Annotated in this window: 19 protein-coding genes and 1 pseudogene; 8 read left to right on the forward strand and 12 right to left on the reverse strand. The window is 52.8% G+C overall.

Annotated features, from left to right (window positions below):
- The first annotated feature begins 9 nt into the window (after positions 1–9).
- Positions 10–1,608, forward strand: a complete 1,599-nt coding sequence (locus tag L3069_RS12960) for an EAL domain-containing protein (RefSeq protein ID WP_038416250.1) — start codon at positions 10–12, stop codon at positions 1,606–1,608.
- A 6-nt stretch (positions 1,609–1,614) separates the two neighbouring features.
- On the opposite strand, the gene yoaE is transcribed toward L3069_RS12960, so the two are convergent.
- On the reverse strand, positions 1,615–3,174 hold the full coding sequence (gene yoaE, locus L3069_RS12965; protein WP_023300354.1) for a CNNM family cation transport protein YoaE: 1,560 nt from the start codon (positions 3,172–3,174) through the stop codon (positions 1,615–1,617).
- Between the two features lie 463 nt (positions 3,175–3,637).
- Here yoaE and manX point away from each other — a divergent pair, with 463 nt between their 5' ends.
- From manX to mntP, 5 genes are all read left to right on the forward strand, one after another.
- Positions 3,638–4,600 (forward strand): PTS mannose transporter subunit IIAB, encoded by a 963-nt coding sequence (manX, locus tag L3069_RS12970; RefSeq protein WP_022651434.1) that lies wholly within the window; start codon positions 3,638–3,640, stop codon positions 4,598–4,600.
- A gap of 47 nt (positions 4,601–4,647) precedes the next feature.
- Positions 4,648–5,448 carry a PTS mannose transporter subunit IIC gene (gene manY, locus L3069_RS12975; protein ID WP_022648448.1) on the forward strand — a complete coding sequence of 267 codons (801 nt, stop codon included), beginning with the start codon at positions 4,648–4,650 and terminating at the stop codon, positions 5,446–5,448.
- A 12-nt stretch (positions 5,449–5,460) separates the two neighbouring features.
- On the forward strand, positions 5,461–6,312 hold the full coding sequence (locus L3069_RS12980; protein ID WP_006810994.1) for a PTS mannose transporter subunit IID: 852 nt from the start codon (positions 5,461–5,463) through the stop codon (positions 6,310–6,312).
- Positions 6,313–6,366: 54 nt separating this feature from the next.
- A complete protein-coding gene (locus tag L3069_RS12985) occupies positions 6,367–6,825 on the forward strand; it encodes a DUF986 family protein (protein ID WP_038416251.1) in 459 nt (152 codons plus the stop codon).
- A 400-nt stretch (positions 6,826–7,225) separates the two neighbouring features.
- Complete coding sequence (gene mntP, locus L3069_RS12990) at positions 7,226–7,792, forward strand: manganese efflux pump MntP (RefSeq protein WP_032622454.1); 567 nt, start codon at positions 7,226–7,228, stop codon at positions 7,790–7,792.
- On the opposite strand, the gene rlmA is transcribed toward mntP, so the two are convergent.
- The 6 genes and pseudogenes from rlmA to mgrB all read right to left on the reverse strand — a co-directional run bounded on the left by rlmA (position 7,789) and on the right by mgrB (position 12,147).
- Entirely contained in the window at positions 7,789–8,604 is an 816-nt protein-coding gene (gene rlmA, locus L3069_RS12995; protein WP_038416252.1) for a 23S rRNA (guanine(745)-N(1))-methyltransferase, read from the reverse strand. The two genes, mntP and rlmA, sit on opposite strands and share 4 nt — an antisense overlap.
- Positions 8,605–8,643: 39 nt before the next feature.
- Positions 8,644–10,389 (reverse strand): peptidoglycan glycosyltransferase FtsI, encoded by a 1,746-nt coding sequence (gene ftsI, locus L3069_RS13000; protein ID WP_038416253.1) that lies wholly within the window; start codon positions 10,387–10,389, stop codon positions 8,644–8,646.
- 216 nt (positions 10,390–10,605) lie between these two features.
- Entirely contained in the window at positions 10,606–10,815 is a 210-nt protein-coding gene (gene cspE, locus L3069_RS13005) for a transcription antiterminator/RNA stability regulator CspE (RefSeq protein ID WP_001062678.1), read from the reverse strand.
- A gap of 12 nt (positions 10,816–10,827) precedes the next feature.
- Positions 10,828–10,972 (reverse strand): annotated as a pseudogene (locus tag L3069_RS13010) (DUF2627 domain-containing protein).
- A gap of 669 nt (positions 10,973–11,641) precedes the next feature.
- The gene (locus L3069_RS13015) at positions 11,642–11,929 is read right to left on the reverse strand and encodes a YebO family protein (protein WP_038416254.1); all 288 of its coding nucleotides are present in this window, start codon (positions 11,927–11,929) and stop codon (positions 11,642–11,644) included.
- A 74-nt stretch (positions 11,930–12,003) separates the two neighbouring features.
- Positions 12,004–12,147, reverse strand: a complete 144-nt coding sequence (gene mgrB, locus L3069_RS13020; protein ID WP_003859906.1) for a PhoP/PhoQ regulator MgrB — start codon at positions 12,145–12,147, stop codon at positions 12,004–12,006.
- 160 nt (positions 12,148–12,307) lie between these two features.
- Here mgrB and L3069_RS13025 point away from each other — a divergent pair, with 160 nt between their 5' ends.
- Positions 12,308–12,547 (forward strand): YobH family protein, encoded by a 240-nt coding sequence (locus L3069_RS13025; RefSeq protein ID WP_022648454.1) that lies wholly within the window; start codon positions 12,308–12,310, stop codon positions 12,545–12,547.
- 63 nt (positions 12,548–12,610) lie between these two features.
- Here L3069_RS13025 and kdgR read toward each other — a convergent pair whose 3' ends face one another.
- Positions 12,611–13,402, reverse strand: a complete 792-nt coding sequence (gene kdgR / locus L3069_RS13030) for a DNA-binding transcriptional regulator KdgR (RefSeq protein WP_022648455.1) — start codon at positions 13,400–13,402, stop codon at positions 12,611–12,613.
- Between the two features lie 178 nt (positions 13,403–13,580).
- Between kdgR and L3069_RS13035 the strand changes: the two genes are divergently transcribed.
- On the forward strand, positions 13,581–14,954 hold the full coding sequence (locus L3069_RS13035; RefSeq protein ID WP_038416255.1) for an MFS transporter: 1,374 nt from the start codon (positions 13,581–13,583) through the stop codon (positions 14,952–14,954).
- Between the two features lie 51 nt (positions 14,955–15,005).
- Here the strand turns inward: L3069_RS13035 and htpX are convergent, their stop codons facing one another.
- The 4 genes from htpX to L3069_RS13055 form a co-directional block, all read right to left on the reverse strand.
- A complete protein-coding gene (gene htpX, locus L3069_RS13040; protein WP_003859899.1) occupies positions 15,006–15,887 on the reverse strand; it encodes a protease HtpX in 882 nt (293 codons plus the stop codon).
- 193 nt (positions 15,888–16,080) lie between these two features.
- Positions 16,081–18,129 (reverse strand): carboxy terminal-processing peptidase, encoded by a 2,049-nt coding sequence (prc, locus tag L3069_RS13045; RefSeq protein ID WP_003859896.1) that lies wholly within the window; start codon positions 18,127–18,129, stop codon positions 16,081–16,083.
- A gap of 19 nt (positions 18,130–18,148) precedes the next feature.
- Entirely contained in the window at positions 18,149–18,835 is a 687-nt protein-coding gene (proQ, locus tag L3069_RS13050; RefSeq protein WP_003859895.1) for an RNA chaperone ProQ, read from the reverse strand.
- A gap of 96 nt (positions 18,836–18,931) precedes the next feature.
- Positions 18,932–19,429, reverse strand: coding sequence for a GAF domain-containing protein (locus L3069_RS13055; RefSeq protein ID WP_038416256.1), 498 nt, complete (start codon positions 19,427–19,429; stop codon positions 18,932–18,934).
- Positions 19,430–19,515 lie beyond the last annotated feature (86 nt).

The raw sequence follows: 19,515 nt of genomic DNA on the forward strand, positions 1-19,515 counted from the left end.
CGACCGTTCATGCAAACTGCACAAACGATCATTAAAGACTATCGCCGAAAACGCGTTATCGTCTGTGTTACGGTTGCGCTCGTTACGCTCGTCCTGACGCTGGGCATTCGCTTTATTTCACAGCGCAACATTAATCAGGATCGGATCCACGACTTTACTCACCATACCGTGCGTGCGCTTGATAAGGTGCTTCTTGCGTTAGAAACCCAGCGTGAAACTCTACGTTTTCTGGTTGATATGCCCTGCGCTGAAGCGAATCCGATTCTGCGAAAACAGGCGGCGATCCTCCAGACCGTGCGCTCCATCGCCCTCGTCAAAGACGGAATACTGTATTGCTCGAGCGTATTTGGCAGCCGAAATATGCCCGTCAGTGACATTGAGCCGATGCTTCCGTCCAGTGAACCCAGGCTGATCTTGTTGACCGATCGGTGGCTGTTAAAGGGTAGTCCGGTACTGATTCAGTGGTCACCCCTTGCGGGCGACGGCAGTGACGGGTTGATGGAGGTAGTGAATATCGATCTCATCACCAAAATGATTCTGGAGCCACAGCGGCCACAAATCACCGACGTGGTCCTGAGAGTAGGCGATAATTTTCTCCGCGACGGGCAGCAGGTGACGAATACGCCGACCTTCGATGAACACGCCTCCCTGCTGGAACAGTCTTCACAGCACTACCCTTTCAGCGTCACGGTCAGCGGCCCTGGGGCAGGCCAAATGGCATTGAAAAATCTGCCTACCCAGCTACCGCTGGCGTTGATGCTCAGTTTACTGATGGGCTATATCGCCTGGCTTGCCACGGCGCGACGCATAAGTTTCACCTGGGAAATTAATATGGGGATTGCTGCCCGGGAGTTTGAACTCTTCTGCCAGCCGCTGGTAAACGCCCGCACCCGGGAATGCGTTGGCGTCGAGATCCTCCTGCGCTGGAACAACCCGCGTCAGGGCTGGATTTCTCCCGATGTCTTTATCCCCCTGGCTGAAGAACATAGCCTGATTGTTCCGCTTACCCGCTACGTCATCAGCGAAACGGTGCGGCAGATAGGCTTTTTCCCGGCCTCACGGGATTTCCATATTGGCATCAACGTGGCCGCCAGCCATTTTCGCCGCGCTGCGCTGATCCGGGATCTTAACCGCATCTGGTTTAAGGCGAACCCTGTTCAAAAGTTGATTGTAGAGTTAACCGAACGCGATGCGTTGCTCGATGTGGATTACCGCATCGTGCGGGAGCTGCATCGCAAAGGGGTGAAGCTTGCGATTGATGATTTTGGTACGGGCAATAGTTCTCTTACGTGGCTTGAAAAACTTCATCCGGACGTGCTGAAAATTGATAAATCCTTCACCACCGCGATCGGCACCGACGCCGTGAACTCAACGGTAACGGATATTATTATTGCGCTGGGCCAGAGGTTGAATATTGAACTGGTTGCAGAAGGGGTTGAAACCGAGGAGCAGTCACGCTATTTGCGCCGCCACAGCGTACATATTTTGCAGGGGTACTTGTATGCGCGGCCGATGCCGCTGCGGGAGTTTCCGAAATGGCTGGCGGAAAGTAACCCTCCGCCAGCCCGTCACAACGGACACATCGTGCCTTTATTGCCGTTACGCTAGATAGCGTTACTCTTCTTCGTCGTGTACAGAGTGCTCTTTAACAATACGAACCATATCAACGCGATAGTCGTTGGCTTCAACGATGGTAATTTGCAGCGGCGGCAGCTCAAGCACATCACCGATACGCGGGATCTGCCCGTTAACGGCAATCACCAGCCCCGCTACCGTGGCGATGTCTTCATCGTCATTGACCACGTTTTCGACGCCCAGCGTGTGCGAGAGCGCGTGCAGGTCGGTGGTGCCTTTCACCAGCCAGCCGTCACCGTCGGCAACGATTTCTGGCGTTTCATCCGCATCAGGGAATTCACCGGCAATGGCTTCCAGCACGTCCAGCGGCGTTACCAGACCTTGTACCACACCAAATTCGTTGGTGACGATAACAAAGCTCCCGCGAGCACGACGCAACACGCCCAGCAGGTTAATCGGATCCAGCGTCTCCGGCACCACGATGGCAGGCGACGCGGCCGCTACGGCCTCGACGTTGACGCCCTCTTCCAGCGCCACGAGCATCTCTTTCGCGCGCACCACACCGATGATCTCATCCAGCTCGCCCCGACAGACCGGGAACAGGCTGTGCGGCGAGGAGAGCAGCTGCTGGCGAATTTCGTCGACGCTCAGGTTGGCGTCCACCCAGCTGATTTCACCGCGCGGCGTCATAATGCCGCGCAGGGAGCGGGAGGCCAGCGAAAGCACGCCGTTGATCATGTAGCGTTCTTCTTCCACAAACGCGCCTTCCGGCACCGGAACCGGGTTACGGTTCTCGTTATCCGCCTGCACGTTCACCTGACGACGCCCGCCCATCAGGCGCAGGATCGCATCGGCGGTACGCGCGCGCAGCGGCTGATTCGACTGCTGCTTAATGAAGTTACGGCGCGCAATCTGGTTAAACAGCTCGATCAGAATCGAGAAGCCAATCGCGGCGTACAGGTAGCCTTTCGGTATATGGAAACCAAAACCTTCTGCCACCAGGCTCAGACCAATCATCAACAGGAAACTCAGACACAGCACGACGACCGTCGGATGTTGGTTGACGAAACGCGTCAGCGGTTTCGACGCCAGCAGCATTACCGCCATCGCAATCACAACCGCCGCCATCATCACCGGCAGATGGTTCACCATGCCAACCGCTGTAATCACCGCATCCAGTGAGAAGACCGCATCAAGCACCACAATCTGCAGGACCACCACCCAGAAGCTGGCATACCCCTTACCGTGGCCATCATCATGCTGCCGGTTCTCCAGCCGTTCATGCAGCTCTGTTGTAGCTTTGAACAGCAGGAAAAGCCCCCCCACCAGCATGATTAAATCGCGGCCGGAGAAGGTGAAATCCATGACGGTGAAGAGAGGCTTAGTCAGCGTAACCATCCACGAGATCACGGACAGCAGGCCCAGTCGCATGATCAGCGCCAGCGAGAGGCCGATCAGACGGGCTTTATCACGCTGTTTCGGCGGCAGCTTATCCGCAAGGATGGCAATAAACACCAGGTTATCAATACCGAGAACGATCTCCAGCACGACCAGCGTAAGCAAGCCTACCCAGATTGACGGGTCCATTAAGAATTCCATGACACGCTCCTGCTAAAGGAATGACAAAACGGTGCCCCGCTAATTTCGGGCATTTCAAAGGGAATGGGGGTCGATGCGTGGCGAAGGTCGCCGGTGAATAAGGCGCGGAATGGCCTGGAAGATGACTGACGTCGGTGACGGTCCATATAGTGGGCTGTAGCCCTATACTCCTGAATAATTAAACGGACGCTAAACATATCAGAGACAATGGGTTTTTAGCAAAGATTTACGTTCCTTTGCAAACTTCTGTAACACACGTGGTTTATCTTACAGAAAAATCTGTAAGGCGTAGCTAAATTACGGATCTTCATCACATAAATTATTTTTTCACTATCTAAAATAATTCGCGGAAGTCTTGGTTTTTTAGAACTCTAACCCTTATCTGAATCGATTCGGTTCGCCAATACGATTCTCAGTACGCCTGCCTGGCAGACGTATAAATGATAATAATAGGAGGTAGCAAGTGACCATTGCTATTGTCATAGGCACACATGGTTGGGCTGCGGAGCAGTTACTCAAAACGGCAGAAATGCTGTTGGGCGAGCAGGAAAACGTCGGCTGGATCGATTTCGTTCCCGGTGAAAACGCCGAGACGCTGATTGAAAAGTACACTGCTCAGCTTGAGAAGCTGGATACCAGCAAAGGCGTGCTGTTTCTCGTGGATACATGGGGCGGCAGCCCGTTCAACGCTGCCAGCCGCATTGTCGTCGATAAAGAGCATTATGAAGTCGTCGCCGGGGTAAATATCCCAATGTTGGTGGAAACCTTCATGGCGCGTGACGACAACCCAGGCTTTGACGAGCTGGTGGCGCTGGCGGTGGAAACCGGTCGCGAAGGCGTGAAGGCGCTGAAAGCACAGCCGGTTGAAAAACCTGCCCCTGCCCCTGCTGCACCAAAAGCCGCGGCACCGGCGAAGCCAATGGGTCCGAACGATTACATGGTTATCGGCCTTGCGCGTATTGATGACCGTCTGATCCACGGCCAGGTGGCGACGCGCTGGACCAAAGAGACCAACGTACAACGCATCATCGTGGTCAGTGACGAAGTGGCCGCCGACACTGTCCGTAAAACCCTTCTTACCCAGGTTGCACCGCCGGGCGTCACCGCGCACGTCGTGGATGTCGCCAAAATGATCCGCGTTTACAACAACCCGAAATATGCGGGCGAACGCGTGATGCTTCTGTTCACCAACCCGACAGACGTTGAACGCATTGTTGAAGGCGGCGTGAAAATCACCTCCGTTAACATTGGCGGTATGGCTTTCCGTCAGGGCAAAACGCAGGTCAACAACGCGATTTCAGTGGATGCGAAAGATATCGAGGCCTTCAACAAGCTGAATGCACGCGGTATCGAGCTGGAAGCCCGTAAGGTTTCCACGGATCAGAAACTGAAAATGATGGATTTGATCGGCAAAGTGGGGAAATAAGCCCGGGCCGGTTTTTCATATAGAGCTTATGTAATAGGAGAAGTGCAATGGAGATTACTACTCTTCAGATTGTGCTGGTGTTCATCGTCGCGTGTATTGCGGGTATGGAGTCCGTACTTGATGAATTTCAGTTCCACCGCCCTCTGGTGGCCTGTACGTTGATTGGCGCCGTTCTCGGTGACATGAAAACCGGTATCATCATCGGTGGTACCCTGGAAATGATCGCCCTCGGCTGGATGAACATCGGTGCGGCAGTTGCGCCAGATGCCGCGCTGGCGTCCATTATTTCGACCGTTCTGGTTATCGCCGGTCATCAGAGTATCGGTGCCGGTATCGCGCTGGCCATTCCACTGGCCGCGGCAGGCCAGGTGCTGACCATCATTGTTCGTACCATCACCGTTGCCTTCCAGCACGCGGCGGATAAGGCGGCCGATAACGGCAACCTGACAGCGCTCTCCTGGATCCACGTCTCGTCCCTGTTCCTGCAGGCGATGCGTATCGCTATTCCGGCCGTTATCGTGGCGATTTCCGTTGGGACCAGTGAAGTTCAAAGTATGCTGAACGCCATACCAGAAGTGGTCACCGGCGGTCTGAATATCGCGGGCGGTATGATTGTGGTCGTAGGTTACGCGATGGTCATCAACATGATGCGCGCAGGCTATCTGATGCCGTTCTTCTACCTTGGCTTCGTTACCGCTGCATTCACCAACTTCAACCTGGTTGCGCTGGGTGTGATTGGTGCGGTGATGGCGATTCTTTATATCCAGCTCAGCCCGAAATACAACCGTGTCGCGGGTGCCCCTGCGCAGGCTGCTGGTAACAACGATCTCGATAACGAACTGGACTAACAGGTGAGCGAAATGGTTGATATGACAAAAACTACCACTGAGAAAAAACTCACTCCGGGTGATATTCGTGGCGTGTTCATCCGTTCTAACCTGTTTCAGGGTTCATGGAACTTCGAACGTATGCAGGCGCTCGGCTTCTGCTTCTCCATGGTGCCGGCAATCAAACGCCTGTATCCGGAAAACAACGAAGCACGCCGTCAGGCAATTAAGCGTCACCTGGAATTCTTCAACACTCACCCTTACGTAGCGGCGCCTGTTCTGGGCGTAACGCTGGCGATGGAAGAGCAGCGTGCAAACGGGGCTGAGATCGACGATGGTGCTATCAACGGTATTAAAGTCGGTCTGATGGGGCCGCTGGCAGGCGTGGGCGACCCGATCTTCTGGGGTACCGTGCGTCCGGTCTTTGCGGCACTGGGCGCCGGGATCGCCATGAGCGGCAGTCTGCTTGGTCCCCTGCTGTTCTTTATCCTGTTCAACGCGGTGCGTCTGCTGACCCGCTACTACGGCGTGGCGTATGGTTACCGTAAAGGGGTGGATATCGTTAAGGATATGGGCGGCGGCTTCCTGCAAAAACTGACTGAGGGGGCGTCAATCCTCGGCCTGTTTGTAATGGGGGCTTTGGTTAACAAGTGGACGCACGTGAACATCCCGCTGGTGGTATCGACGATCACCGGTCAGGATGGTCAGACGCGCGTCACCACCGTGCAGACCATTCTGGACCAGCTGATGCCTGGCCTGGTACCGCTGCTGTTAACCTTCGCCTGTATGTGGCTGCTGCGTAAGAAAGTGAACCCGCTTTGGATCATCGTTGGCTTCTTCGTCATCGGTATCGCGGGCTACGCCGTCGGCCTGCTGGGTCTGTAATAAAATGTGTTACCGACCGGGGGCTTGCCCCCGGTCTTTTTATCTGGAGGATGAATGACTGTCACGGACACCGTACTGGTTTTATTTATTGTTGCCCTTCTGGCTTACGCGATCTATGACGAGTTCATTATGCCTCGCCGCCACGGCGAGACGCTGCTGACCCTTCCCCTCTTACGCCGTGGGCGCATTGATGCGTTTATCTTCGCCGGTCTGGTAGTCATCCTGATTTACAATAATGTGACCAGCCACGGCGCAATATTAACCACATGGTTATTATGTGCGCTGGCATTAATGGCGACTTACCTGTTCTGGATCCGCTCGCCAAAACTCATTTTTAAAAAACACGGATTCTTCTTCGCCAATGTCTGGATAGAATATAACCGCATTAAAGAGATGAATTTATCCGAAGACGGAGTTCTGGTGATGCAATTAGAACAACGCCGCCTGCTCATTCGGGTCAAAAATATTGACGACCTGGAAAAAATCTACAAATTACTCCTTAAAACTCAATGAATTAATTTTATAGCATCGGCTATGTATTGTATTATTCTCAAACCAGCAATATAGCCGATGCTATATCTCCCCTGCGAATTAACTTATATTTATTAACGATACATTTACGCATAAACCTAAATGAAAATCGTTATCAATATAGTGGCTATATAAAGCCATCTTCGCTGTTGTTTTATATTCTCAAAATATGTTAAGGTTGCGCCCGTCGTTGGGGAGTAGCCGATTTCCTGCCTGCGGGAAATGTACGTGTCAACATACTCGTTGCAAAACGTGGCGCGTACGGATCGTTTTCAGCACACTTACTATGCCAAAAGCGATCAGGCGAGACCATAGATACATCAACTGCTGTTTACTGGGGGCAGTGATGTGTCATATGGATATCCCCGGTCTGGACGCACTTATGAATATCTCCGCTACGATCCTTCTGGCTTTTGGCATGTCCATGGACGCATTTGCCGCCTCTATCGGTAAAGGTGCCACCCTCCATAAACCTAAATTTTCCGAAGCCCTGCGCACCGGTCTCATCTTTGGCGCAATCGAAACGCTGACGCCGCTTATTGGCTGGGGTCTGGGGATGCTCGCCAGCCAGTTTGTGCTGGAGTGGAACCACTGGATCGCCTTCGTGCTGCTGGTGTTCCTCGGCGGACGCATGGTAATTGAAGGTTTTCGTGGCAACAGCGATGAAGATGATGCGCCGCTGCAACGCCACGGCTTCTGGCTTCTGGTGACAACCGCTATCGCAACCAGCCTGGACGCAATGGCCGTCGGTGTCGGTCTGGCGTTTTTGCAGGTCAATATTATCGCCACCGCGCTGGCGATTGGCTGCGCCACGCTGATTATGTCAACGCTGGGGATGATGGTGGGGCGGTTCATTGGCCCGCTGTTAGGCAAACGCGCCGAAATTCTGGGCGGTATCGTGTTGATCGGGATTGGTGCCCAAATACTCTGGGCACACTTCGCGGGTTAATCTTCGCGCTGCCAGCAATGGATGCTGAAATCCGTCTGGCAGCGAAATTCTGTCTGTGCTGCCAGCGTTTCCCACACCTCTGGTTTTGCCCGCCACGCAAACGGCGTCATTTGCAGTAACGCCACCGCTTCACTTCCCTGCAACGTCATCTCATACGCCATTGACTGCGTCTGCTTTAACGCGAAGCCCGCCAGCTGTTCAGAGTGCGGCGCATGCAGGTGAACTTCATCATAGATCAGCCCTTTTAGCTCCAGCAGATGACGCGGTCCCGGCGTAACGGTGATAACCCACCCGCCGGGCTTAACGACGCGCGCCAGCTCCTCTGCCTTGCACGGGGCATAGATACGCACTACGGCGTCCATACTCGCTTCCTCAAACGGCAGGCGGTGGCTGGAGGCCACGCAGAACGTTACCGCTGAGTAGCGTTTTGCTGCTGCACGGATAGCCACTTTCGACACGTCCAGCCCGTAAGTTTCGGCGCCCTTCCCAGCCGCGACGTCAGCAAACGTGGCGGTGTAGTAGCCCTCACCGCAGCCGATATCCAGCATGGCGGATGCGCCTTCTGTCAGATATTGACGGAGTAAGTCGACAACGGCATCCCTGAGCGGTTGATAGTGTCCGGCGTCAAGAAACGCCCGGCGCGCCTGCATCATCTCCGCGCTGTCACCCGGATCCCGGGAGCGCTTGTGCTGTACCGGCAGAAGATTGACATAGCCCTCTTTAGCCCGGTCAAACTGATGTCCCAGTGGACAGATAAACGTTTTCTCCGCGCGCGTCAGCGGCGCGTGGCAAAGGGGACAACTGAAAGACATGACAGCTCCAGGGCGAAAACCAAAAGGCGAAGTGTACCGCTATTCGCCAGGGTTATAAACGGCTGGGTGACGCATCACGATCAGATGGTCAGAATCTGCCGGCAGCCCGTCTGGCTTCACGTTTTCCAGGCGCAAGACGTTACCCATAATTTCGCTGAACACGGGCGCGGAAACGGCCCCGCCGTAGTAGGCTCCGTTTTTCGGATCGTTGATCACCACCACCAGTGCAAAACGGGGATCGCTGGCGGGCGCAACGCCTGCTGTGTAGGCGACGTATTTATCCACATACTTACCGTGTTCATCGATTTTTTTGGCCGTCCCGGTTTTAATCGCCACACGATAGTTACGCACCGCCGCTTTGATCCCGCCACCGCCGGGTAACGCGACGCTCTCCATCATGTGTTCCACCTCGTGAACAATCTCCCCGGGCATCACCCGTTTGCCAATCACGGGGGGATCGATACGGGTGATGGACAGAGGCCGTTCAATGCCATAGCTACCGATGGTGGCATACACATGCGCCAGCTGGAGGGGGGTAACCATCAGGCCATACCCAAAGGCAAAGGTCGCCCTGTCTAACTGACTCCAGAATTTTCGCTGCGGCAGTAAACCTGAGCTTTCTCCCGTTAAGCCAAGCCCGGTACTCTCGCCAAAACCAAAGTTTTTATAGGTATCAAGTAACCGTTGCACGGGCATCGCGAGAGAAAGACGGGATACGCCCGTGTCGCTGGATTTTTGCAGGATCCCGCTCATGGTCAGCTCGGGGTAGTAGCCCACATCGCGAATACGATGGCCATCAATGGTGTAGGGATGCGTGTCTATCACGCTGTCAGGCTGCACCAGCCCCTGCTGTAGCGCCGTCATCAGCACCAGAGGCTTAACGGTCGAACCCGGTTCAAAGGTGTCGCTGATCGCGCGATTACGAAAGTCATCCAGCGTTGCCCCTTCCCGATTGTTGGGGTTGAAGTCAGGGAAGCTCGCCATCGCCAGAATTTCGCCCGTCTGGATATTAATCAGCACCGACGCGCCTGACTCGGCTTTATTCCACGCCACGGCATTATCCAGCGCGTCTTCGGTGATAGTTTGCAGGCGTTCATCGATACTAAGCTGGATATTATGTGCCGGTACGGGCGCCACCTCCGTGAGGTTCTCAACCACATGCCCGTAGCGATCTTTCCTGACCAGCCGCACGCCTGCCTTCCCGGTGAGCTGCGTGTTAAAGCTTTTCTCGACGCCCTCAATACCCTGACCATCAATATTAGTGAAGCCAATCAGGTTTGCCGCCACGTGTCCGGCAGGATAAAAGCGGCGGGACTCATCGCGTAGGTTGATACCGGGAAGACGCAGCTTATCAATCCACTTTGCCTGGGAGGGATCAACCTGACGAGCTAGATAAATGAATCGCCCGTGCGGATTGCTGTTTATTCGCGATGCGAGCGTGCTCAGAGAAAGGTGTAAAGCATTTGCCAGGGCCTGCCAGCGCGAATCAAAGCCGATCCCCCCTTTATCAAGCACAGTTTTGGGATCGGCCCAGACGGCCTGGACAGGTACGCTTACCGCAAGGGGACGCCCTTCACGGTCAACAATCATCCCACGCGGGGCGTCTATCGCCACTTCGCGCAGGGAACGCATATCCTCCTGCTTCACCAGATTATCCGGTTTGATAATTTGTAGCCATGCCACGCGGCCTAACAGAAAAGCAAGGCTACAAAAGATGGCGAGACACAGAAGTGCAAAACGTGCCGGTGTAAAGTTTCCGTTGGCCGTTATTGTCTTTTTTTTCACTTTAACCCCAGGGCTGTTAATCAACGCCCTGATTTAACGGGAAAAAGGGATAATAAGGCGGGAAAACAATGCTAATAATTTCGCGGGTTTGCAACAAGATAATAACAGAAGAGGAATACGTAACATTTTGAAAAATAAGTGAATAAAAAAGCCCCGCATCGGCGAGGCTTATGTCTGAGATCGAAGCGCTAAGCGCTTCAGTCAGCAGTGATTCGATCAGATAGCAGTTACGTTAACCGCAGCTGGGCCTTTCTGGCCGTCCTGAATTTCGAACTCAACGTTCTGGCCTTCAGCCAGAGTTTTGAAGCCGTTACCCTGGATTGCAGAGAAGTGTACGAACACGTCTTTGCTGCCGTCAGCAGGAGTAATGAAACCAAAACCTTTAGACTCGTTGAACCACTTAACTTGACCTTTAATCTTTGCCATTTGCAAAATTCCTTAGAGTGTTTTCTTAGCCCGCAGGCTTTAACATAGATAAAACTGAGACATTACTGCTTGAGGCACTAATATAAGGTTCGGCAGAGAAGCGGTATTCAACGACAACGTGTTTACTCAGGACTTCTTTACTGAAAATGCCACACATAAACAGAACTGTACCTCGTTTGACCCAAAACGTGTTATCACACACAACGTTTAATATGGCAAGCCATTTTTAAACGTGTCTCGATCCGCCGCACAAATTCAGGCGTTACTCCATAACAATCTGCACAGTTATGCGAATTGTCAAATGAAGCGCCACCTGACCTCACCGCCCACAGGGTGCGCTGACGCGCCCTGTAATCAAAGACTTTTTAAACATAGCTCAATCATTTCAAAGCGTCCATCCCAATCCCTGAATTTCTTTAAAGGAATGACTGAGTTAGAACATTTTGTGAAAAGTTATGCTGAAAACATCGCAATGCACCAGAGTGTGACAGTGAATAAACGATGTTAAATACATTTTGCTAACTGTATTAAAATCCACCATTTAATAAGCGTTATTCTGCACCAAAATAATGAAATTTTTATGACACTGCCTCAAAACAAGGCAAGCAAAACGTTTCGATAAAAATAAAACACTTCGGGAAAGTTAAAGCTCACAATTTATTCAACGAAACGGTATGACTTGTATAAGGATAAATATTCGCCAGTTTTCAGTATACTGAAACAGTAGTTAACTGCTGCTTAATTATATGTTGGGATGTTATGGGTTACATTTGATAAGGGAGGAGATTTACGCCGTACGTCAGGCCACCTCCCCGTTCCGGGCAGACTATCGTTCGGCCACCAGGCGAATGAACTCTTCCTCGTCTTGTTTTTGAGCATCAGCTTCCTTCGGCACCGCTTTCTCCTCCGGCTCGTTGGCTTCGCACAGACGACGCAGCAACGCAGTCTGCCGTTTCTGCTGATCGAACAATGCTTCCAGCAGCTCAATCTGCTCGTTTGTGCGGGAGCTGGCGCGATTAACGAAGAACCACAGCACCAGTCCAACGACCAGCACCACTAAAGACATTACCAGGGATGCAATGCTCAGCAGCCCCGAATTCATTAACTCACCCATTTCACCACCTCAGTAAAAACAGTCATTTTACCACTGCAGCCACGTAAGGACATCGCTCAGTGCAAAAATAGCCACTACCAGGGGATAAACTTATTGATTGAACAAATGCCGCTAAAGAACTGTACATCCTGATCGCACATCACATTGATAGTCTGCGTCCACAGCACCACGCATGCTATCAGCACTATAATCAGAATTACCCAGCGTATTTTTTTCACTCCACACTCCGTCTTATGACCTGATGTAGCCAGGTTATCACGGCTATCTTAAACAGGGGCTAACTGTACCTTCAACAGACGCTTTTCGGAATCGTGCACTTGTTTCACTGCGTAAACCCGTTACGCTTACTCCATGACAACAAAGAAAAAAGAGGCATCGATGCGTTTACTCGTTCGTACGATAATTGTACTGGCACTTGTGTGGATCGGCCTGCTGTTAAGTGGGTATGGCGTATTAATGGGAAGCAAAGAGAATGCCGCGGGTTTGGGTATTCAGTGTAAATATCTCACCGCCCAGGGGGTAAGCACGGCTCAGTACATCCATTCCGACAGCGGGATCATCGGGTTAACCAACTGTCCTGTGCTGCGTAAATCATCTGTTGTGGTGGATAACGGCTAATCAGAGCTAAATTTCGCTTACAGAAACGCCGCAAGAGTGCGGCGTTTTTATTGGAGGCATTGATCAGAACGGGTATTCGTTATAGCCCATCTGCTCTGAAATTTTGCGCGCTGCGGTATGCAGAATTGCCACATACTCATGAAGACGCTCTTCGGAGAAACGCAGCGTTGGGAAAGAGATGCTCAGTCCCGCAATGACAACGCCGAAGCGGTCAAACACCGGCACACCGATGCAGCGCAACCCTTCTTCCTGCTCTTCGTTATCTTCCCCATAACCCTGCTCACGCACTTTATCCAGCACGCTCAGCAGTTCATCCGTACTGGTAATCGTGCGATCGGTGCTGCGTTTGTATTCCACACCGTCAAGGATTTGCTTAACCTCTTCACGATCGCGCCAGGCCAGCAGGACTTTACCAATTGCGGTACTGTACAGCGGGTTACGACGACCGATGCGTGAATACATGCGCAGGTTGTACATGGAGTCAATTTTGTGGATGTAAACGATGCTGTCTTCATCCAGTGCGCCGAGGTGAATTGTCTCTTTCGTCAACCGCGAAAGTTCACGCATCTGAATGTCAGCGCTGCGGATCAGATCCACGTTCTGCAAGGCGCGGGCGCCCAATTCAAACAGTTTCAGGGTCAGAGAATATTTTTCTGATTCTCCTTCCTGCGCGACATAACCCAATGATTTCATCGTCTGCAAAAAGCGATAAACGGTGCTTTTCGACATCATCACACGCTGCGACAACTCTGTAATACCAATTTCACGCTCTTCTCCGAGCGCCTGCAAGATGCCAAACACCTTCAGCACGGAAGAAACAGAATCTGGCTGCTTATCCAAATCTGCGATTGCCATTTATCACCTCATGGAGAGTGTTTTATAAAAATCAGAACCGGTTTTTATTATAAATTCGTGTGATGCGCGCTGCAATCTATCTGGGTTTACTTCGTTACAAATCTGCGACATAAAACCGAAATAACGATGCTAAAATAGTTACTCTGAAAATAATTTCACACTGAGTCATTCTTTTCCCATGCAAAAAAACGTTTCTGATGGCCTGCCCTTACCCCAGCGGTACGGGGCAATTGCCACTATTGTCATCGGCATTTCGATGGCTGTCCTTGACGGTGCGATTGCCAATGTGGCTCTTCCTACCATTGCCAAAGACCTTAATGCTTCTCCGGCAAGCTCCATCTGGATTGTGAACGCGTACCAGATAGCGATTGTGATTTCCCTTTTGTCACTCTCTTTCCTGGGCGATATGTTTGGTTATCGCCGGGTTTATCAGTGCGGGCTGGTGGTCTTTACTCTCACCTCGCTCTTCTGTGCCCTTTCCGATTCACTGCACACCCTTACGCTTGCGCGTATCGCACAGGGTTTTGGCGGTGCGGCGCTAATGAGCGTGAACACGGCCCTGATACGGCTTATCTATCCTCATCGCCATCTGGGGCGCGGCATGGGCATTAACTCCTTTATTGTGGCCGTGTCGTCCGCCGCCGGGCCGACGATTGCCGCCGCCATTCTGTCCGTTGCCTCGTGGCAGTGGCTGTTTGCCATTAACGTGCCGCTGGGCATTGTGGCGATCTTCTTCGCCCTGCGCTATCTTCCGGAAAATGGTCCGAAAAACACCATGGCACGTTTTGACCTGCCCAGCGCTGTGATGAACGCGCTGACCTTTGGCCTTCTGATTACTGCGCTGAGCGGATTTGCGCAGGGACAGTCTTTGTCGCTCATTGCCGCAGAAATCGTTGCCCTGCTTATCATCGGCTTTTTCTTTGTACGACGCCAGCTGGCGCTGCCCGTGCCGTTACTGCCGGTCGATTTGCTGCGTATTCCGCTGTTTTCGCTATCAATTTGTACCTCCATTTGCTCGTTCTGCGCCCAGATGCTGGCGCTGGTTGCGCTGCCATTCTTTTTGCAGAGCGTGCTTGGCCGTTCGGAAGTGGAAACAGGCTTGTTGCTCACACCCTGGCCTTTGGCAACCATGGTGATGGCCCCGCTGGCCGGGTACCTTATTGAGCGCGTTCATGCCGGACTGCTGGGGGCTATCGGGCTGATCGTCATGGCAGCAGGACTGTTTGCGCTGTCGCTCCTGCCCTCCTCGCCGGGGGATCTGGATATTATCTGGCGCATGATCCTGTGCGGGGCAGGTTTTGGTCTGTTCCAGTCACCTAACAACCACACAATTATCACCTCTGCCCCACGTCATCGCAGCGGTGGTGCCAGCGGGATGCTGGGTACGGCAAGACTGTTAGGGCAAAGCACCGGGGCCGCAATGGTGGCGTTGATGTTTAACCTTGCCGGGCAAAATGCGACACACGTTGCGCTGATTACCGCAGGGACACTGGCGACCCTCGCGGCTATCATTAGCGGCCTTCGTGTGACCCAGCCAAAGGCGCAGGCATAAAAAAACCGGGCGGAGATTGTCTCCTGCCCGGTTTTTTTCATCCGGCGGGTATTACTTCAGGTACTCGCCGCTTCGCAGCGCTTCAATACGTTTATCCAGCGGCGGGTGTGACATAAACAGCTCGCTCAGCGACTTTGATTTACCATTGATGCAGAAGGCCATCATGCTGTTTGCTTCCTGCGGCTCGTAGCTGGTTTTCAGACGTTGCAGCGCAGCAATCATCTTCTCACGACCCACCAGTTTCGCAGAACCGGCATCCGCGTGGAACTCACGATGACGGGAGAACCACATGGTAATGATGCTTGCCAGGATACCGAACACCAGCTCCAGCACCATTGAAACAGCAAAATAGATCAGCGGGTTACCGTTGCTCTCTTCACCCTCATCACGGTTGCCACCCATAAATCCGGCAGCAATCTGCGCCAGAATACGGGAAATAAAGATAACGAAGGTGTTCACCACGCCCTGGATCAAGGTCATGGTGACCATATCGCCGTTAGCGATGTGGCTGATCTCGTGAGCAATAACCGCTTCCGCTTCGTCACGGCTCATGTTTTGCAGCAGACCGGTACTGACGGCCACCAGGGACGCGTCACGACGCGCACCGGTAGCAAACGCGTTGATATCCGGCGCGTGGTAGATCGCCACCTGCGGCATGGCTATGCCCGCCTGCTTTGACTGCTGAGCAACCGTGCTCATCAACCACTGTTCCATATCGTTACGCGGCTGCTCAATAACTTCACCGCCTACGGATTTCAGTGCCATCCACTTCGACATCAGCAGTGAAATGAAAGAGCCGCCGAAACCAAACAGCAGCGCCATAATCAACAGACCCTGAACGCTGCTCGACTGAATTCCCGTCAGGCTTAGCACCAGCCCGAATACCACCATCACCGCCAGGTTGGTGAGCAGGAAGAGCGCGATTCGCATCATAATATTCTTTTAACCTCAGTTTAACAAAACGCACTATGCGATTACCCACATCGTATGGGTATTGCGGCTATTTTCAAGCATCCAGACGGCGTAAGTCACCAGAAAGACACAACTTTACACAATTGGAAATCTGCCTGACGGAAGGATGAGGAACAAAAAGAAACAGGCACAATTTCTTGTGCCTGTTGGGGGATTATTTTGTCGGAGCAGGTTGTACGGCAGGTTTCTCTTTTTCCAGCTTCGCGAGATCAAGCGCGATATGCACCGTCTCGTCCAGATACGGATCGGGCTCCTGGTAATCCTTAGGCAGATCGTCCAGTTTTTTGAGCAGAGGCTTGCCTTCACGTTTGAAGCGATCGTTGATACGCGCCAGACGTGTCGCGTCATCTTCATTGTTCTCTTTCTCACGCTGGGCGTAGTTCAGAGAGACAATGTTCCGTTTCGCTTTCAGAGCGTTGAAACGCGCGATGTCCTTCATGATGTACTGGAATTCCGGATCCTTCCCGATGCGGTCATTGTGATTTTTCAGCAGTTCCGGACCGAACTGTTTCATATCACCCGATTTCACGAATGTCGCGGCATCAATGCTATCCCACGGCAGCGCGTTATCTTCAAACTTCTCGCCCGTTTCCGTCTCTTCGGTACCTGTCGGCATCATGATGTCCGGCGTCACGCCTTTGCGCTGCGTACTGCCGCCGTTAACACGGTAAAACTTCTGAATGGTGTACTGTACTGAGCCCAGCGCCGGCCATTCAGGGCGCAGCATCTGGTCGTAAATACGGTTCAGAGAGCGGTACTGCTGAACGGTGCCCTTGCCAAACGTCGGTTCGCCGACGATTAACGCCCGGCCGTAATCCTGCATGGCAGCAGCGAAGATTTCCGATGCAGAGGCGCTGAAGCGATCGACCAGCACCACCAGCGGCCCCTTATAGTAGACCACGCCATCGGTATCGGCATCTTCACGCACTTTACCGTTGTTATCGCGCACCTGAACCACCGGGCCAGACGGGATAAACAGCCCGGAGAGCGAGACGGCCTCGGTCAATGCCCCGCCGCCGTTGCTGCGCAGGTCGATGATCACACTGCTGACATTCTGCTTTTCAAGCTTCTGGAGCTGCACTTTTACATCATCGGTCAGGCCAACGTAGAAGCCAGGGATATCCAGAACGCCAACCTTCTCTTTACCCACGGTTTTCACCGACATTTTCACCGCGCGATCTTCCAGACGGATACGCTCACGGGTCAGAGTAACGATACGGGTTTTGGTCCCCTTTCCGGCTGGCAGGATCTCCAGGCGAACTTTGCTGCCCTTCGGCCCTTTGATCAGCGCAACTACGTCATCAAGTCGCCAGCCAATCACGTCCACCATGCTCTTTCCGGTTTGACCTACACCGACAATACGGTCGCCTACGCTGATCGCTTTGCTTTTCGACGCAGGGCCACCGGCCACCATGGAGTTGATAACGGTGTAGTCATCATCCATCTGAAGCACAGCACCGATACCTTCCAGAGACAGGCTCATTTCGGTATTGAACTGTTCGGTGTTACGTGGAGAGAGATAATTAGTGTGCGGATCAATTTCGTGCGCAAACGCGGTCATCGCCAGCGAGAAAACATCTTCACTGTTGGTCTGCGCCAGACGACGAATTGCGAATTTGTAGCGACGGTTTAACGTCTCACGGATCTCTTTTTCGTCTTTGCCTGTGAGCTTGAGGCTCAGTTCGTCATATTTGACTTTTCCGTCCCACAGCGCATTCAGTTCAGCCTCATCTTTCGGCCATGGCGCTTTGCTGCGGTCCAGATTAAAGGTGTCGTTGCCGGTGAAGTCCATCGGACGTTCCAGCACTTTCAGCGCGTATTGATAACGCTCAAAACGGCGCTTTTGCGATAAGTTGTACAGATCGTAGAAAAGATCCAGCTTTCCGGAGCGCAGCTCATCACCCACTTCGGATTTGCGTTTAGCGAACTGTTCGACATCGCTGGCCAGCAGTACGTTATGGCTGTAATCCAGCAAGTTCAGATAACGGTCAAAGATTTTGGCCGAAAAGGCCTGATCGAGATCGAACTGACGATAGTGCGAACGAGTAAAGCGCGACGTCACGCGCTCACTCACCGTCGCGTGCTGAGTTTCTTCCTTAAGAACCGGAATTTGATCAACACGCGTAATATCGTCCACAGCGAAAGCGTGGCCTGTTATAGCAAACAGGCCAGCCAGCGCGGTGAGCTTAAAAAAAGTGTTCATGCCAGGCTCGGCCTCCGTTTCAGAACAACAAGTGTTCTGCGCGTACAATCATTGACATACCAGAAGTCAGCTGTACACGAACGCCATCTTTGGTGATTTCCAGTACGGTGGCATCCATCGCATTGTTACCCGCTTTAACCTTCAGAGACTGACCTACGCTCAGGGCGTTGATGTCCGAAACTGGGGTGTGGCGCGGCTCTTCGCGCGGCGCACGTGGGGCTTTAGCTGCTGGTTTGTCAGCACGCGGTTTGCGATCGTTATTTTCAGTACGACGCGGTGCCGGACGCGGTTTACGCTCGCGACGAGGGGCGTCTTCCTGACCGTTTGCCGCTGCGGCTTCGCGTTTTTTGGCCTGCTGTTCAGCACGCTGTGCCTGAACGCGAGCTTTGGCTTCTTCAAGCTGCTTACGCGCATGTTCTACGTGCTGCTCGTCCAGCTCACCACACGGGTTGCCGTCAAGGTCGACACGGGTCGCACCCGGCTTGATACCGTACAGGTAACGCCAGCTCGAGGTATAAAGGCGCAAGGCAGAACGAAGCTGCGTTTTGCTGAGGTTCATCTCCCCCTCAACGCGCGCGACCAGATCCTGAAAGATACCGACTTTCAGAGGACGCGCTTCACCTTCAGCGCTGAAGCACTGCGGGAAACGCTCGGCCAGAAATGCGATAACTTCTTTACTGCTATTCAACTTAGGTTGATTTTCCATGAAATTTCCTGATTACAACGGACGTTGCCAACAAGCGCAGGCATGAACAGGCGACATTATAATGACGCTATCAGTAAATGCTACGTTATCCGTTGATTATCCTGCGACGCTCGCAAAGAATTTATGATAATCGGTCTCTGCCAGAACATTTTCCAGGTTTGCGGCCAACGCGCGCAGCCCCTGCTCATCCTCGGCAGTAAAGCGGCTGAAGACCGTGCTGTCGATATCCAGAACGCCAATAATCTGATTTTTAACCACCAGCGGCAGTACGATTTCAGAATTGCTGCTGGCATCGCAGGCAATGTGGCCGTCAAACGCATGAACATCTTCGACACGCTGAACCTGACGGGTCGCCACTGCGGTACCGCACACGCCGCGACCTACCGGGATGCGTACGCAGGCGAGTTTCCCCTGGAAAGGCCCCAGCACCAGCGTGTCGCCTTCCAGCAGATAAAAGCCCGCCCAGTTCACGTCAGAAAGGCGTTCGTACAGTAACGCACTGGTATTTGCCAGAGTGGCTAAGAAACTGGTTTCCCCTGCCATTAATGCCTTAAAATCGCGATTCAGATCCGCGTAGAATTCTGTTTTGTTCATTATTCAATCACTTAGTTATCTTACATAATTACCGCATAGCCTATTAAAATAAGCATTAAATGCGCTCATGCTCAAGATGAATCCGT

Origin of the sequence: Enterobacter cloacae complex sp. ECL411 (assembly GCF_021869665.1) — a bacterium.
GTDB classification, from domain to species: Bacteria; Pseudomonadota; Gammaproteobacteria; order Enterobacterales; family Enterobacteriaceae; genus Enterobacter; species Enterobacter intestinihominis.